Source organism: Halonatronum saccharophilum DSM 13868, from assembly GCF_000517025.1.
In the GTDB taxonomy this organism is placed as follows: Bacteria; Bacillota; Halanaerobiia; order Halobacteroidales; family Halobacteroidaceae; genus Halonatronum; species Halonatronum saccharophilum.
Genome location: NZ_KI912094.1, coordinates 319,691 through 336,857, shown reverse-complemented (window position 1 = coordinate 336,857; position 17,167 = coordinate 319,691). Strand labels below are relative to the sequence as shown.

General features: G+C 34.9%; 15 protein-coding genes and 1 tRNA gene. 14 read left to right on the top strand and 2 right to left on the bottom strand.

What is annotated here, in order from left to right; translation table 11 throughout:
• Both HALSAC_RS17035 and HALSAC_RS0105155 read left to right on the top strand, forming a co-directional pair.
• Positions 1-214 (top strand): transposase (locus HALSAC_RS17035; RefSeq protein ID WP_169730084.1); only part of this gene is annotated, 214 nt, incomplete at its 5' end.
• Positions 215-325: 111 nt separating this feature from the next.
• Entirely contained in the window at positions 326-1,177 is an 852-nt protein-coding gene (locus tag HALSAC_RS0105155; RefSeq protein ID WP_027339357.1) for a hypothetical protein, read from the top strand.
• A gap of 91 nt (positions 1,178-1,268) precedes the next feature.
• On the opposite strand, the gene HALSAC_RS0105150 is transcribed toward HALSAC_RS0105155, so the two are convergent.
• Together HALSAC_RS0105150 and HALSAC_RS0105145 are read right to left on the bottom strand one after the other, a co-directional pair.
• Positions 1,269-1,356: transfer RNA gene (locus tag HALSAC_RS0105150), tRNA-Leu, on the bottom strand.
• A gap of 175 nt (positions 1,357-1,531) precedes the next feature.
• Positions 1,532-2,728 (bottom strand): S-layer homology domain-containing protein, encoded by a 1,197-nt coding sequence (locus HALSAC_RS0105145; protein WP_027339356.1) that lies wholly within the window; start codon positions 2,726-2,728, stop codon positions 1,532-1,534.
• A gap of 762 nt (positions 2,729-3,490) precedes the next feature.
• Here HALSAC_RS0105145 and polA point away from each other — a divergent pair.
• The 12 genes from polA to HALSAC_RS0105085 all read left to right on the top strand — a co-directional run bounded on the left by polA (position 3,491) and on the right by HALSAC_RS0105085 (position 17,157).
• Positions 3,491-6,073, top strand: a complete 2,583-nt coding sequence (gene polA / locus HALSAC_RS0105140; protein WP_027339355.1) for a DNA polymerase I — start codon at positions 3,491-3,493, stop codon at positions 6,071-6,073.
• A gap of 106 nt (positions 6,074-6,179) precedes the next feature.
• A complete protein-coding gene (locus HALSAC_RS0105135; RefSeq protein WP_027339354.1) occupies positions 6,180-7,574 on the top strand; it encodes a TldD/PmbA family protein in 1,395 nt (464 codons plus the stop codon).
• 1 nt (position 7,575) lies between these two features.
• Positions 7,576-8,925, top strand: a complete 1,350-nt coding sequence (locus HALSAC_RS0105130; RefSeq protein ID WP_027339353.1) for a TldD/PmbA family protein — start codon at positions 7,576-7,578, stop codon at positions 8,923-8,925.
• Between the two features lie 58 nt (positions 8,926-8,983).
• Positions 8,984-9,199, top strand: coding sequence for a hypothetical protein (locus tag HALSAC_RS0105125; protein ID WP_027339352.1), 216 nt, complete (start codon positions 8,984-8,986; stop codon positions 9,197-9,199).
• Between the two features lie 266 nt (positions 9,200-9,465).
• A complete protein-coding gene (locus tag HALSAC_RS0105120) occupies positions 9,466-9,891 on the top strand; it encodes an acyl-CoA thioesterase (protein WP_027339351.1) in 426 nt (141 codons plus the stop codon).
• A 112-nt stretch (positions 9,892-10,003) separates the two neighbouring features.
• Positions 10,004-10,831 carry a DNA-formamidopyrimidine glycosylase gene (gene mutM / locus HALSAC_RS0105115; RefSeq protein ID WP_027339350.1) on the top strand — a complete coding sequence of 276 codons (828 nt, stop codon included), beginning with the start codon at positions 10,004-10,006 and terminating at the stop codon, positions 10,829-10,831.
• A 5-nt stretch (positions 10,832-10,836) separates the two neighbouring features.
• Entirely contained in the window at positions 10,837-12,705 is a 1,869-nt protein-coding gene (locus tag HALSAC_RS0105110; RefSeq protein WP_027339349.1) for an ABC transporter ATP-binding protein, read from the top strand.
• Positions 12,706-12,772: 67 nt separating this feature from the next.
• Complete coding sequence (gene ytaF / locus HALSAC_RS0105105; protein ID WP_027339348.1) at positions 12,773-13,420, top strand: sporulation membrane protein YtaF; 648 nt, start codon at positions 12,773-12,775, stop codon at positions 13,418-13,420.
• 236 nt (positions 13,421-13,656) lie between these two features.
• Positions 13,657-14,250 carry a dephospho-CoA kinase gene (gene coaE / locus HALSAC_RS0105100; RefSeq protein WP_027339347.1) on the top strand — a complete coding sequence of 198 codons (594 nt, stop codon included), beginning with the start codon at positions 13,657-13,659 and terminating at the stop codon, positions 14,248-14,250.
• Positions 14,251-14,276: 26 nt separating this feature from the next.
• Positions 14,277-14,828 (top strand): lytic transglycosylase domain-containing protein, encoded by a 552-nt coding sequence (locus HALSAC_RS0105095; protein ID WP_245579440.1) that lies wholly within the window; start codon positions 14,277-14,279, stop codon positions 14,826-14,828.
• A 426-nt stretch (positions 14,829-15,254) separates the two neighbouring features.
• Positions 15,255-16,178: a nickel ABC transporter permease gene (gene nikB / locus HALSAC_RS0105090; RefSeq protein ID WP_027339345.1), complete on the top strand. Its 924-nt coding sequence runs from the start codon at positions 15,255-15,257 to the stop codon at positions 16,176-16,178.
• Positions 16,179-16,239: 61 nt separating this feature from the next.
• Complete coding sequence (locus HALSAC_RS0105085) at positions 16,240-17,157, top strand: ABC transporter permease (protein WP_051412088.1); 918 nt, start codon at positions 16,240-16,242, stop codon at positions 17,155-17,157.
• The last annotated feature ends 10 nt before the right edge of the window (positions 17,158-17,167 follow it).

Below are 17,167 nucleotides of genomic sequence, written 5' to 3'. Positions count from 1 at the left end.
ATCAATTTATACTACTAATTGGATAGAAAGAACTAATAAAGAAATTAGAAAAAGAACAAAAACAACTAATAGTTTACCTAATTTAGAAGCAGCTGAAAAACTCATTTACTTGCAAGTAAATCATTATAATGAAAAGTGGTCTAATAGAATAATGAAAGGATATAAGATTGCACAAGAAAAACTTCAACAATTTTTTGAGGAGCGATACCAATAAATTTATTTACACAAAATTATTGACACTACCAGAAACGATGAGAAAAAAGATATTACTATACAAAATAAAACTCTGGCTAATATTAATAATAAGAAATATATTAAATTACGTATGGAATCGTATGATAAGAAAGTATTATTTTCAAGTCTTGCTAAAAAAGAAAAAGAAGATATTAAAGATTTTATTAGCTATAGAGATAGGGTATATATGAAGAGATTAGATAAAAAAGAGATATTTAATTTACAAAGAGCATTAAATATAATTAATAATCAAGAAGAAGAATTACAGGAAAATCGATTAATAAATCTTTGGGCAGTTTTAGAATATACACTTACTTTTCATGAGGGATTAAGTATTATATCAAAGGTTAAAGATATAATACCTAAATTAGTATGTTTATATATTTTCAAAGATAAATTAAATATATTTTGGTATAGATTATTTAATTTTAAAGATAGAAAAATAAAAATAGTAGATGATTTTATTGAAGAATGTAAACAAGAAACTAGTGAATATTATTATGATTTTGAAAAGTTAACATCTTTTATTTTGAAAAAAGGACATTCACTAATTAAAGATTTTGATTTTAATGATGTTCTTAAAAGAGATATTGCTGAGATTGGAATGATTTTATCTAATTCTGAATTTAGATCTAGATTTATTAAAATAAAAGAAGAAGAGATAAGGTGTGATTTGATTAGGATCTATAGGATTAGAAACATTTTAATTCATTCTAGTAAAGAAATAAAGTCTAATTTAGATCATAAATCTTTGCGATTGTATCAATATAACCATAGTTTATTGGGGCTTATTATTTATTATAAGAATAAAAATCCAGAATCAACTATTGGAGAAATTTTAAACTCTATTAACTATACATATCAGAAATATTTACAGATATTAGATAATAATGATGCCTCAGCTAAAGAAATTTGTAAGCCAGATTATTTGTTTATAGGATAAAATATGTAATTAATTTGAGTGGAATCTTATTTAACTATCATAATTCATCAAAAAATAAAAAATCCAATCCCTTAGGATTGAATGAATTAAATGGTACCGAAGGTGGGACTCGAACCCACAAGGCCACAAGGACCATTGGATTTTGAATCCAACGCGTCTGCCAGTTCCGCCACTTCGGCACAATATTTAGTTAATTTCCTTACCGACAATTAATATAATACCATAGACCTAAATTTAATGCAAGAATAAATTTGATTAATTTCAAAGAAAAATTTAGTAATAAGCAAGAGGGTAGCCCCTCTTGCTTATTGAGTTTTTGCTAAAGACCAATAGCCAGTAGCTAGTAACTAGTTGTTACGACAGCCATGAACTACTTAACATAACTTCTGTTAGCAATCTTGTAATAGCAGTATTTTGTGCAACGTCTCTAGCTGCATCCCAATCTCTATTATAGATGGCTACAATTAGATCTTTAGGCATATCTGTAACCATAGAGATAGTTTCAATTAACCTCTCTCTACCTGACTCTTCTAAGTGTTCCCAGTCTCTATCCATTAGAGCTTGGATTTCATTCATAGTTAGTCCTTGATCAATCAAAGAAGTGATAACCTCTTGTTCGATTCTTGGAGTAACAGACTCCCAATCTCCTTCAACAATAGAGATCAATTCATCAGCACCTAAGATATTATTTGTAAGATCACTTGCCTCTTGGGCAATATCCTCTTGAGTTACTAAGCCATAACTTTTAAGATAAATCACTTCATTGCTATCATTTAAGATCATATAAGCCTTGTCTGAGATAAGCATTTCATCTAAATTGACAAAACGGTTATTTCTACCGATCAACGAATTTGAATTAACTCTAAAATTCTCTGATCTACCATTAGCATTAACCCTTAGCATTCTTGAGATAGGATAAGTTTCATTGATCTCTCCTTCTATTATAGTTAGATTTCTAAGCTCTTCTAATAATTTTGCACTTTCAGCCCTTGTAATATGATTATTAGGCTTGAAAGTACCATCAGGATAACCGTCTACCAATCCTAAACGGCTAGATAAGGAAATGAGATTAGCCGCCCAGTGATCTTGGTTAAGGTCACTATAATAGTTTTCATTTAATTTCATACCTTTTTCTCTATCATCTAAACTTAAGCTTCTTCCCAACATTGTAATTATCTCCGCACGTGTAATCTTATTATATGGTCGGAAAGTATTGTCTTCGTAACCAGTAATAATCCCTTCTTGTACCAAAACAGAGATATAACCCCTAGCATGGTGATTGCTAATATCACTCATTTCTGAAATCATTGAAGGTTGTAGCTCTAATGCTCTTGCTAATGAATAAGCAAATTCTCCTCTAGTAATCTCTTGGCTAGGATAGAAATTTCCATCTTCATAAACATACATAACACTATCATCCAATAAAGGACTAATATACCTTAATGCCCAGTGGTTCGTTGCTACGTCTTGTGGACGATAAGCCATAGCTGGAAGGGCCAACGCCAATATCATAAATACAGTTAGGAAAGTTGTTAAAATTCTCTTCGGCATCCTATAGTACCCCTTTCTAATTTTCAATCTACAACTAAAATAATAACATAGAAGAAGAAGTATATCTATAATATCCTTTATGTAAATTGTGGAAAGAAGATTCAAATTAAAGAATATAGATAGAAAATAAAAACCAAAAGGCTTTTACGCAGACTAGTTACGACAAGTACCGACAAGGTCGGGACAAGAGATTAAAAATAAATTCAATAAAGGTCTAGTCAGATTTTAGTCGAAGATTTAGTCGAGATATTGTCTGCGTCAAGCCTTTATATTTTAATTTTTAATAATATAAATAATAAAGGCATTTGCACTGATTAAACCTGATGAGAGCGGATAAAGGTCATATAAAAAAATGGAAGTTAGGTGTGTGAGTAAAAGATTAAATAAGAATAAATATACTTGTTTGATGAATTTGCTCTTAAACTCACACTCACTACACACACTCCCACATCTTTAAGATTAAATCAGACCTAATCGTCTCTTATTATTATTTATCAGTGCTAAGCTTTTCAAATTATTTCATACAAGTTATGCCCAACTTCATATTAAAGAGAAAAAAGGGTATAATAAGTAGCGTTAATTGGACTCTTTGCAGGATATGAGGGTTTTTTATGGAAATAAGATATAGGTCAATTGATAATTGATAGTTGAAAATTGATAGTTAAAATCTAATCAAGAATCGATGAAAAGATATTAGATTTTAATTTTGGGCTGACGGCTGATAGCTGAAAGCTGATAGCTAACAACAAGGAGGAATTTTAATTGAGTAAAAAGAGGTTATATTTATTAGATGGAAACAGTTTAACATATCGAGCGTTTTATGCTCTACCTACGACTTTAACCAAGTCTGATGGAACTATTACCAATGCGGTCTATGGATTTACTAAAATGTTCTTATCATTGGTTGAAAATGAAGAGCCAGACTCTATAGGGGTAGCTTTTGATTTAGGTGCACCAACCTTTCGTCATAAGGCCTATGATGAATACAAAGGAACAAGGGAGAAGACGCCTGATGAGTTAAGACCCCAATTTAAGATGGTAAGAGATGTTTTGGAGGCAATGGAGGTTCCCGTCTTTGCTAAAGAGGGCTTTGAGGCTGATGATTTAATTGGTACTTTAGCTAAGAGAGGGGAAAAAGAAGGCTATGAAGTGGTTATAGTTACAGGAGATCGAGATGCATTGCAACTTATCAGCCCTAATATTAAAGTTATGTATACTCGAAGAGGGATTACTGATATTGTTGATTATACTTTAGATAAGTTTAGGGAAGATTATGAGCTAGAACCCAAACAGTTGATTGATAAAAAAGGTTTAATGGGTGATTCTTCTGATAATATACCAGGTGTTGATGGAATTGGAGATAAGACATCAACTAAGTTGTTGCATCAGTTTGATACATTAGAAGGTGTTTTAGATAATATAGATAAAGTAGGTGGCAAGAAGAGAAAAGCTACCTTAAAAGAGCAGGCTGACAGGGCAATATTGAGCAAGGAATTAGCAACAATTAAGGTAGATGTTCCTATGGAGGTTGATTTTGATAATTTAGACTTATCCCCTTTAAATAGTGATAAGGTCTATGATACTTTTATGGATTTAGAGTTTGGGAGTTTAGTCTCTCAGATTGGTGGGCATAAAGAAGTAGAAGAGGTTGACTATATTAAAATCGATTCTTTAGAAGAGTCTAAGAAGTTAGATTTAGAGGGGAGATTGGCTATATCTTTAAAGTTAGACGGGCCAACGCTTAATCCTACTTTAGATGGAGTCTTTATCTCAGCAGGTGATAACAAGGACTATTACTTAGAGTTTAGTGAAGAGCAAATTCTAGAAGAAATAAGTGAATTGTTGGCTCAAAGAGAGATTATAATGTTAGAAGGCAAAGAGCAGATTAGATATCTTTTAAGCAAAGGTATCGAGGATATTAATCTAGTCTTTGAACCTTTACTTGCCGATTATCTATTAAAGCCAAGCGAAAAGGAGAAGGAATTTGGAGAATTATTAGAGGCACATCTACAAAGAGGAGTTCCAGACTTAGAAGGCCTTGATTTGTTAGCTTTAGAGACGAGGTTGCTTTTTGATTTAGAAGAAGAACTTTTAGCAAAGCTAGAAGCTAATGAACTTTTAGATCTTTTTAGAGATATTGAGTTGCCTCTACTTAAGGTCTTAGCAAGGTTAGAGCTAAATGGAATCAAGATTAGTAAGGATGAACTAGATAGATTATCTAAGAATTTAGGTGAAAAGATTGAAGCTTTAGAGGAGAAGGTCTATCAGCTAGCAGGCGAAGAGTTTAATATGAATTCACCTAAGCAGTTAGGGGTGATTTTATTTGAAAAGTTAGGTTTACCTGTAATAAAGAAGACCAAGACTGGTTATTCTACAAGTGCTAGTGTTCTAGAGAAGCTAAAGGATAAGCATGAAATCATACCATCAATAGGTGAGTATCGTAGCTATGCCAAGTTAAAGTCTACTTATGTAGACCCTTTAGGTGGATGGATAAATGAGCAGACTGGAAGGATTCATACAACCTTTAACCAAAGAGTAACGGCAACAGGAAGGCTAAGTAGTACCGATCCGAACCTGCAAAATATCCCTATTAGAAGTGAAGAAGGTCGTCAGATTCGTGGCGTATTTGTAGCAGAGAAAGGTAAGAAACTCTTGGCAGCCGATTATTCACAGATTGAGCTTAGGGTGTTGGCCCATATCTCTGATGATGAAGGGTTAAAAGAAGCTTATAGAGAAGGTTTAGATATTCATACCAAGACTGCAAGTGAGATCTTTGATATACCCTTAGAAAAGGTAGGTAGAGAAGAGAGGCGTAGAGCCAAAGCAGTAAACTTTGGAATCGCCTATGGAATCAGTGATTGGGGATTGGCAAAACGTTTAAATATAAGTAATAAAGAAGCAAAAGAGTATATTAAACTGTACTTCTCTCGTTATCCTAAGGTGAAGGAGTATATGGATAATAAGATTGCTCAAGCTAAGGAAGAAGGTTTTGTTACTACTATATTTGACAGAAGAAGGTATCTGCCTGAGATTAATAGTAAGAACTTCCATCGTCGTAGTTTTGCTGAAAGAATGGCAATTAATACTCCTATCCAAGGTAGTGCAGCAGATATTATGAAGATAGCTACCTTAGATGTAGTAAAAGCCATAGAAGAAACAGGGTTAGAGGCTAAAGTACTTTTGCAAGTTCATGATGAGTTAGTATTAGAGATACCAGAAGGTGAGATAGAAGAAGCGGCCAAGCTTTTAAAGGAGAAGATGGAAGCTGCTGTAGAGCTAGATGTTGCATTAGAGGTTGATGCTAAGGTAGGAGATAACTGGAAAGAGATGGAGGAGATAAAATAGTGTTAGTGTGGGTGTCAGTGTCAGTAAATTCAAGAACTTAGATTTTAACTGACACATACACTGGCACTGACACTAGTAAGTTAACAGTTAAAAGGGGGTAAGTGGTATGTTATCTGAAAAGTTGATTAGAGAGATTTTGCAGGTTGCCTTGGAAGGTGGAGGTGACTTTGCTGAGGTCTTTTATGAGGATTCTGTGAGAAATATATTGACTTTAGAAAATTCTAATATAGAGAATGTAAAGACGGGATATGATTTGGGAGTAGGGGTAAGGGTTCTCTCTGGTGATAAAGTCTCTTATGCTTATACCGATGATATAACTAAGGAGTCATTGCTTAGAACGGCGAAAGTAGCAGGGGCTGCAAGTCAGGGGAGTGCAAAGCTAGCAGTTAATGACTTGACTAGAAAAGGAATTACTTTAATCCACCCAATTGAAAAGAAGCCTATGGAAGTAAGTAAGGGCCAAAAAGCTGAGTTGGTGAGAGAAGCTAATAAAGGAGCTCTTAATTATGATAATCTAATAAAACAGGTTATGGTTACTTATGCTGACAAAACTCAAAAGGTCTTGATAGCTAACTCTGAAGGTTTGTTGGTTGAAGATGAGAGAGTACATACTAGAATGATGGTTACAGCTGTAGCAAGTGATGGAGAGCAGATTCAGACTGGAAGTGAAGGACCAGGTTTACATTTAGGTTTTGAACTATTTGATAGGTATAAGGCTAAAGAGTTAGGAAAAGAAGCAGCACGCCAAGCAGTAACTATGTTAAAGGCTAATCCAGCACCATCGGCTAAGATGCCAGTAGTTATCAATAACGGTTTTGGAGGCGTTCTCTTCCATGAGGCCTGTGGCCATGGTTTAGAAGCTGATGCTATTCAAAAGAACTCTTCTATCTTTGCCGGAAAGGTAGGAAAGCAGGTAGCTTCTAAGGTTGTTACAGCTATAGATGATGGAACTGTCAAAAATGCTTGGGGTTCTTATGGTGTTGATGATGAAGGTGAGAGTGCCCAGCGAACAGTCTTAATAAAGGATGGAATTTTACAGGACTATATGTATGATTATAAGACGGCAAGGAAAGAAGATAGAATATCAACAGGAAATGGGAGGAGAGATTCGTACAGATCCATTCCTATACCTAGGATGACCAATACCTTTATCGATAAGGGCCAATCCAACCCAGAAGATATAATCTCTGCTGTGGATGATGGGCTTTATGCTAAGAAGCTAAGTGGTGGGCAAGTTGAGCCTGCTACCGGTGATTTTGTATTTACAGTAGCTGAAGGATATTTGATTAAAAATGGTAAGATAGCTGATCCAATTAGGGGAGCTACTTTAATCGGCAAGGGTATAGATGTACTAAATAAAATATCTATGGTCGGTAATAATCTGGAGTTGGCCCCTGGTATGTGTGGTAAGGATGGTCAGAGTGTTCCAGCAGCAGTTGGTCAACCTACGGTCCTTGTAGATCAGATTACTGTTGGTGGTACAGAAAGGAAGGGTGATTAGCATGAGTGGATTAAATCTGTTAGAATTAATAGATAAGGCTAAAGAATTAGGAGCCCAAGATGTTGAGTTTTATTATCAAAGTTCTATAGATAATTCTATAGAGGTTTATGAAGGTGATGTAGAATCTTTAGAGTCAGCCCATTCCAAGGGGTTGGGAATTAGAGTTTTTTTAGATAATAAGATGGGCTTTGCTTATACAGCTGATTTTAATGAAAAAAGGTTAGAAGAAGTAATTAAAGAAGCAATAGCTAATGCCCAGATTGCTAGTGAGGATGAGTATCGAGATCTAGCAGAAGGAGATTATGAATATGATGATCTTGACATATATGATCCCAACTTAGAAGAGAGTAGTCCAGAGGATAAGATAGATTTGGCCCTTCAGATAGAGAAGGTGGCCTTAGATTATGACCAAAGGATAGAATCTGTTATCAGTGTAGGGTATGGGGATAGTATATCTAAGGTAAGAATAGTCAACTCTAAAGGTTTAGACCAAAGTTATAAGGGTGGAATTGCTTATGCTTACCTTTATGTTTTAGCCTCTGATGGAGAGGATAAACAAACCGGTTCAGCTCTTACCTACGGTAGGAATTTAAAAGCGTTAACGCCAGTTAAGACTGGGGAGGAAGGGGCCAAAAATGCTTTAGACCTTTTAGGTGGGAAGCAGGTTAAGTCTCAAAAGGCACCTGTAGTCTTTACTCCAAAGGTTGGAGCTATGTTTATGTATGTGTTGGCCCAAGCCCTAACAGCAGAATCGGTTCAAAAAGGGCGTTCTTTATTTGCAGGAAAGTTGGATAAGACGGTTGCTAATGAGAGGGTTAATATAATCGATAATGGTAGCTTAGAAGAAGGTTTGGCAACAGCACCTTTTGATGGAGAAGGAGTTCCTTCTAAGAAAACTGATCTTATAAAAGAAGGAATCCTGACTAATTATCTTTATGATATTTATACAGCCAATAAGGATGGTGTAGAATCTACAGCTAATGCAAGTCGTGGATCTTATAGGGGGATTCCAAGTGTTTCGCCAAGTAACTTTTATTTGGCCCCAGGAGATCAAGAAGCTGAAGATATAATTAAAGGTGTGGAGAATGGTTTTTATCTTCATAAGGTATCTGGTTTAGTAACTGGTGGTGCAAATCCTATATCAGGAGATTTTTCAGTAGGTGCTACGGGCCAATGGATTAAAGGAGGAGAGATCAAAGGAGCTGTCAATGAAGTCACTATTGCCGGTAATTTAATCGATTTCTTAAAGAACATTGAGGAAATTGGAAATGATTTAAAGTTCAATCCAAGTATTGGTTCATATGGTTCGCCAACCTTTAAGGTGAGAGAATTAGCAATTAGTGGTGCTTAGTACTTAGTATACTCCCTTCTATCTAGTTAATCATAATAGATAGAAGGGGGTAAATAATATGAGTTCAAGTATCTATTATTGTCCTATCTGTGATCAAGATACCCTACACCAAGTTGTAGAATCCAACCCAGCTCATTATTCCTTTGCAATTGAGTGTCCTATCTGTTCTACAGTTTCATTGGCTAACGAAGACACTTTTAATAACTACGAAGATGTAAGGATGGGCTGGGATGAAGAAGTTAAGAGTATCTTAGATTCATGGGATTTGCAATAGTGTAAGGTTAAATTAAATAGTAATAAAGCGGAGCTTTATTACTGGTGATGAGTAATCAGTAATGAGTAATGGGTAAAACCTTAAAAAAACAGAAACCCCTTTGTCACCTAAGACTTATAAGAGGTTTTGAGATTTTGACTTTACTCATTACTCTTCACTCATTACCCATTACTAGTGGCACGAAAGTGACACTTTATTACTATAAACCTTTGTATTTAAATTACTGCGAGGTATAAAATAAAATGTATAAAGAAAGGAAGTAAGATATGAAAGGTAGTTCTTACGAGATTCGAGTAACCTATCAAGAAACGGATATGATGGGGGTAGTATATTACGGTAATTACTTACGTTGGTTCGAGATTGGTAGAACTGAATACCTAAGAGAAAAAGGGATGAGCTATAAAGAGTTTGAAGATAGGGGAATACTATTACCAGTACTAGAATCCCATTGCAATTATCATTCGCCTGCTCGTTATGATGATTTAGTTACTATCAAGACAAAAATATCTAAACTTAAAAGAACTAAGATAGAATTTGATTACGAAATTATCAGATCAGAGGATGGAGAGCTAATAGCAATAGGAAGTACAGTCCATCCCTTTGTTGGTTCAGATTTCAAGCCAATATCTTTAAAGAAGAAGGACAAGGAAATTTGGAATCTAATCGAGCAAGAACTTGTTAAAAGCAATTGATAGGTTATAATTGATAATTGAAAGTTAAAAACCATAAAAGCATAAATTTCTCTTAGTTTTTGTTCTTAACTCTCAATTCTCAATTTTCAACTAATAAAAAGGGGAGGTTATTATGCCAGAGTTGCCAGAGGTACAAACAGTTGTTGATACGCTAGCAGATTTGGTTTTAAATAAAGAGATCATAGATGTAGAGGTTAAGCAAGAAGAGTTGATTGCTAAGCCTTCGGTAAAAGAGTTTAAAAGTATCTTAAAGGGTGTTAAAATAGATAGAGTTAGAAGGCGGGGTAAGTATATAGTAGTTGAACTTAGTAATGGTTATTATCTAGTTACTCACCTACGGATGACCGGAAGGTTCTTTTATGCTTCTAAGGAGACCAAGGTTGATAAATATGACTATATCTTCTTTAAATTCAAAGAAGGCGATGAGCTAAGGTTAGGTAGTAAAAGAAAGTTTACTAAAACCTATTTAGTTGATGATTTAACTGAAGCAGGAAGTCTAACTAAGATTGGCCCAGAGCCTCTTGCAGATGATTTTATTTTAGATTGGTTTAAGAAGGCTCTAGCTAAGAGAAGAGGAAATATTAAAGCACTTCTCTTAAATCAGAGGTTTTTAGCGGGTCTAGGTAATATATATGTAGATGAAGCCTTATTTTTAGCAAGGGTTCACCCTTTGAGGATAGCAAATTCTTTAGAAGATAAAGAGGTAAAGATGTTGTATAAATCAATTCGCCAGGTCTTAAGCGAAGGGATAGAGCATCGTGGTACAACCAAGTGGGACTATGTAGATGCTAGTGGACAGGGAGGAAGCTATCAGAATTATTTAAGAGTATATGATCGGGCTGGAAAGAAATGTCCAAGTTGTGACGCTACTATAGAAAGGATTAAGGTGGGGGGGAGAAGTACTCATTTTTGCCCTAAATGTCAACCTAGAAAGGAATAATAAAGATGGGATTATTAGAGATTAGGGAAGGAAGAAAAGTCTATCCAGGGAAGGTCTTATTTGAAGATTTGAATATTCAAATTCAAAACAAGGATAGGATAGGTCTTATTGGAGAAAATGGTGCAGGAAAGTCTACTTTAGTTAAGGTTTTAATAGATAAAGAGTGGTTAGATGATGGAGAGATATTACAGGCCAACGGTTTAGAAATTGGCTATTTGGAACAGGAGTTTGGTTTTGAAAGTACTGCTAGCCTTTATGAGGAGATGCTAAGTGTCTTTGAAGATCTTTTCGCTTTGGAGAATAGGTTAAGGGATTTAGAATTAAAGATGAGCAGTGTCGAGGGTGAAGAGTTAGAGAAGGTGATGAAGAGGTATAGTCTTTTAAGGGAAGATTTTGAGAAGAGTGGGGGCTATGGAATAGATAGTAGGATCAAAGGAGTTTTAAGAGGATTAGGGTTTTGTGATGAAGATTTCTCTTCTCAATTTGATAACTTTAGTGGGGGCCAAAAAACTAGGGCAGCTCTAGCAAAGTTACTACTTAAAGAACCTAATCTACTACTGTTAGATGAGCCTACTAATCACCTTGATTTAGAGGCTAAGGAGTGGTTAGAGGACTATCTAAACTCTTATAATGGAGCTGTGCTTATTATTTCTCATGACCGCTACTTCTTAGATGAGGTAGTTAATAGAGTCTGGGAACTAGAAAAGGGGCGTTTAGAGAAATATAAGGGAAATTACTCTTTTTACCTAAAGGAGAAGCCACATCGAATTCTTACTTGGCAAAGAGAATATGAAAAACAACAAGAGTATATCGCCCAGACCGAAGCTTTCGTTCGCAAGTATAAGGCAGGAGTTAAGTGTAAACAGGCAAGGGGAAGGCAGAAGCAGTTAGATAGATTAGAGAGAATACCACCACCTCCTAAGACTTCATTACCAAAGATAGAATTTAAGTGTGAAACTAGAAGCGGAGATGAAGTCTTAAAGGTTGAGGGGTTAACTAAGTCCTTTGAAGATGGAATTTTGTTTGAAGGGGTAGGGTTTAGACTTTACCGGGGTGAGAAGGTAGCTTTAGTTGGCCCAAATGGAAGTGGAAAGTCAACTTTATTTAAGATATTGCTAGATAAGTTGGAGAAGGACTCTGGAAGTATAAAGTTTGGAACTAAGGTTAAGTTAGGCTACTTTGACCAGGAGCATGAAAGCCTTAACTTTGAATACAATCTAATAGAAGAGGTACAAAAGGCTGACTATCATATGACCAAAAGTGAAGCTAGAGATCTGTTGGCCCGGTTCTTATTTACTGGTGAAGATGTATTTAATCCAGTTGGAGATTTAAGTGGAGGGGAGAAAGGTAGGTTATCCTTGGCTAAACTTTCAGTCCAAGACTTTAATTTAATTCTCTTAGATGAGCCTACAAATCACCTTGATATTAGATCCAAGGAGATATTAGAGAGGGCTTTAGAGGAGTATCCAGGTACGTTACTGATTATATCCCATGATCGTTATTTTCTAAACTCTTTAGTAAATAAGGTCTTAGTTATTGAGAATAATAGTATAGTAGAATATGATGGCAATTACTCTAGTTATAGAAGAAAATATGAAGCCAAAGAGGAGAGAAAAAGGGCTCTGGAGAGAGAGGCTAAGTTAGAAAAAAAACGGAAGGCTAGTATTAAAGATAAGAATAAAGATGGTGTAGATTTAGAGAATCTAGAACTTAAGATTATGGAGTTAGAGGAAAGAGTAGAGGAATTAGAAGCCCGGTTTGATGGGCAGGATATATATGATGACCCACAAACATTAGATAAATTAACTAAAGAGTACCAGGACTTAAAGGAGGAGTTAAGTAAGCATTATAATATTTGGGAGAAAGCAATTTAATCACAACCTAGCACTTACTTTCATATTCTAATGTAAGTATAGAAAGAGTATGAAAGGAGAGCTGGTTATGAACTTTATTCCTGCTATTATATTGGCCATGGCCGTCAGTTTGGATGGTTTTGTGGTAGGGATTACTTATGGATTAAAGAAGATCAAGATAAGTCTCTTGCCTATTTTGATTATCAGTATTGCTTCAGGAGTTACAATGCTTGCCTCTATGAGTGTTGGTCAATTTTTGAGTAATCTCTTCTCTCCTCAATGGGCAGAGAGGATTGGTGGGATACTCTTAGCATTGATGGGAATTTGGTTATTATATGGAGCTATAGTAGAGCTTCTACATAGCAGTGGTGAGGATCTAGAGGATAATGATATAAAGGAGTTATTTACCTTTAAGATCGAATCTTTAGGTATTATTATTAATATACTAAAGGAACCACTAAAAGCAGATATGGACTATTCAGGGGTGATAAGTACCAAAGAAGCTCTGTTCTTAGGGGTAGCTTTGGCTTTAGATGCCTTTGGAGCTGGAATTGCAGCAGCAATGACAGGTTATAATCCTATCTTTACAGCTATAGCTGTCTGTATCTTTAAGTTTATCTTTCTTCTTGGTGGTATTCACTTAGGTGATAATCTTAAATTGGCTTTACTTGGTGAGAAGATAAAGCTATTACCTGGGGTTATCTTGATTCTTCTAGGGGTCTTTCAGATTTTCTAAAGTAAGTTGGAGAGTTTTAATTTTTAAGAAGATCAAGGTCAAAGGCTTATACGCAGACTAAATTCGGATAAGAGCCGACAAGTTCTAGACAAGAGATTAGAATAAAAAAGAATTAGTCAGAACTTAGTCATATTTTAGTCGAAGATTTCGTCTGCGTTGATGCTTTTGATTTTGAGATTTTGGCTAATAGTTTAATTTATTCTTGATCTCACACTATATAAAAAGGAGTTGAAACTATGAGGATAGGTTTAACTGGAGGAATAGCTACGGGCAAGAGTAGTGTTGCTGATATACTAAAAGACTTGGGTGCTTATGTGGTAGATGCGGACAAGTTGGCCCATAGATTAATGTCTAAAGGTCAAATTCTTTGGGAGAAGGTGGTTAAGGAGTTTGGTCAAGGGGTGTTAGATTCTAAAGGAGAGATAGACAGGGGGACTTTGGGTGAAGTTATCTTTTCAGATCCTAAGAAAAAAGAGGTTCTCGATAATCTAGTGCATCCAGTTATAGTTGAAGCGATTAAGTCTAAGGTAAAAAAAATAGAAGGAGAGTCTAAGCTAGTAGTAGCAGAGGTTCCTTTATTATTTGAAGTTGGAATGCAGGATTTTTTTGATGAAATTTTGGTAGTGTGGGTAGAAGAACAGATTCAACTTATGCGTTTAATGAAAAGAAACTCTTTGACCTATGATGAAGCCAAGAAGAGAATAGGGTCGCAAATGAATTTAGAGGATAAGGTGAAAAAAGCTGATTATATAATTGAAAATAATGGAGATTATAAAGATCTTAAGAATAAAATTTTTGAATTTTGGGATATTATTGTTAAAAAAAGTTAAAATTATTTTTAGGGGTGTTGACTTTGGTGATTAAATTTAAAGAAATGATAATTGCTTTATTAATAATTATCTTAATATCTATACTTATATTAAACCATAAAAACTTACTGAAGCTTGTATATCCTATATACTATGAAGATATAATTGTAGAAGAGGCTAAAAAGAATGATTTAGATCCTTATTTGATAATTTCAGTAATATATGTAGAAAGTAAGTTTAGAACCAAGGCCACTTCTCCTAAAGGAGCAAGAGGTTTAATGCAGGTTATGCCAAAAACAGGGAAGTGGATATCAACTGTATTTGGATATAAGGATTTCTCTCCTGAGGATCTTTATGAGCCCAAAATTAATATAAGTTTTGGAAGTTGGTACCTTAAAGAGTTAATAGGTAGATTTGATAATCTATATACAGTCCTAGCTGCTTATAATGGTGGAGAGGGAAATGTAAAAAGGTGGTTAGAAGAAGGTGTATGGGATGGGAGTTATGAAAATGTCGAGGATATCCCTTTTGGTGAGACTAGAGATTATGTGGCTAGAGTCATTAGAACTTTATTAAGGTATAAGTACATATATGAGTGAAAAAATTGATGGAAAAAGAAAGATCTCCCATTGGTCTGACATCTATTTGACAAGAGAAAGCAAAAAATATATAATTATTATGTTCTTCTTATATAATATTTAATAAGAATTTTAAATTCTAATATTTATCTAAGCAGGAGGTGGAGTTGATAGTAGCTTTTGAGTAGATAATTTTTTGTTGCTTTAACCCTTATTTACTAATAGTATTTTAAGTTAAAGTTTTTATTTTTTTGTATAGTGCTTTTTTATAGATTTAAAAAAGTTAATATACAATAAAGGTTACTGTTGTTTGTCATTTCTTTATTTTAATTAAATTAAAAATTATCTTTTAACAAGATAAGCTCTAATTTTATTGGATTTTTAATAGGATAGGGTTATTTTTAAGGGAAAATAAAGGTAAAAAATGTAAAAGGAAAGGTGGTAAATATGCTAACATACATTATAAGAAAAAGTTTTATGGCAGTTCCAATCTTAATTGGTATTGCTACAATAACCTTCTTGCTTAATTTTGTCTTTGTGCCTGGAGATCCAGTAAGAATTGCTATGGGTAACCATGGGGATCCAGCTACAATTGAGATGATAAGAGAAGAGATGGGGCTAAATGACCCCCTTTATATTCAGTATGGAAGGTTTGTTGGGAATATTTTTAGAGGTGATTTAGGAATATCATATACAACAAGAAGACCGGTTTTTGAGATGATAATGGAGAGGTTACCTGCCACTGCAATGCTTGCAGTAAGTTCGATGGTGATAGCCATTCTCTTAGGGGTGACAGCAGGGATAATCTCAGCCATAAAACCAAATTCAATTCTGGATTATCTCTTTATGACAGGAGCTATGATTGGGGTCTCGATGCCCGTATATTGGCTAGGACTTATTTTGATTGTAATCTTTGCAGTAAATTTGAATGTTCTGCCTGTAGGTGGATATGGAACCTTTGCTCACTTAGTACTCCCAGCGATAGCTTTAGGAGTTAGACAAGCTGCTCATATTGCTAGGATGACACGTTCTAGTATGTTGGAGGTAATAGATAAGGATTATATTAAGACAGCTAGGGCCAAAGGTTTATCTGAGAAGGTTGTAGTTATTAAGCATGCCTTAAGAAATGCGTTAATACCAGTTATAACTGTAATTGGAACTCAGTTAGGATATCTACTTGGAGGAACAGTTCTTACAGAGGTAACTTTCTCTTGGCCAGGTGTTGGTAGAATGGCAATTGATGCCGTTAATAGAAGGGACTTTCCTTTGATTCAAGGTACTGTATTGTTTTTAGCTGCAATCTTTATTGTAGTAAACTTATTGGTTGACTTAAGTTATGGAGTCTTAGATCCAAGAATTAGATACGATTGATAAGTAATTGAGATTAAGAGAAATACTAAAGAATAGAGAAGAAGGAAGAAGGAGGTTCAAAATGAGTAGTGTAAATACAGAAATTGAAGAGAATATAAACCTTCCTGAGGCTAAAGTAGAAAGCCCTTGGAAGGATGCTTGGCGTAGGCTAAAGAAAAACAAGATGGCTATGATTGGATTAGTAATAATGGTTGCTGTTGTTATAGTTGCAGTATTTGCTCCTTTTATTGCTCCACATGATCCTTTTTACTCTCCTGTTATGGAGGATGGTAGAACAGAGTTATCACTAATCGGGCCAACATGGAATTATCCCTTTGGTACTGATAGATTAGGTCGTGATTTGTTTAGTAGAGTTGTCTATGGTACGAGGATATCATTAATGGTAGGTATAATTACTCAGATGATTGCTTTGAGTATAGGTATTCCTTTAGGAGCCTTGGCAGGATACTATGGTGGTTGGGTAGATGAAATAATATCATATCTAATCAATGTTTTCCTGGCTTTTCCCTTTATCCTATTTGCGATAGCTATTATGTCAGTATTTCAAGATCCAGGTATTGATAAAGTATTTATTGCTTTGGGTATTATAAGTTGGCCAGGGTTGGCCCGTATAGTTAGGGGACAGGTTATGGCTTTGAAAGAAGAAGAATATATTGAAGCGGCTAAATCACTAGGTGCTAATGATGCTAGAATTATATTCTTACACGTTATACCAAATTGTTTAGCCCCGATTATAGTAACAGTTACATTAGGAGTAGCAGGTGCTATCTTAGCTGAAGCAGGATTGAGTTTCTTAGGTTTAGGTGCTCAGCCACCGACTCCAAGTTGGGGATTAATGTTAAGTACTGGTAGAGCATATCTAAGGAGTAATCCATATATGATGTGGTTCCCAGGATTGGCTATTATGATTACGATTTTAGGCTTGAACCTATTTGGTGATGGATTAAGAGATGTATTAGATCCTAAGATGAAGGATTAATGGAGGTGAG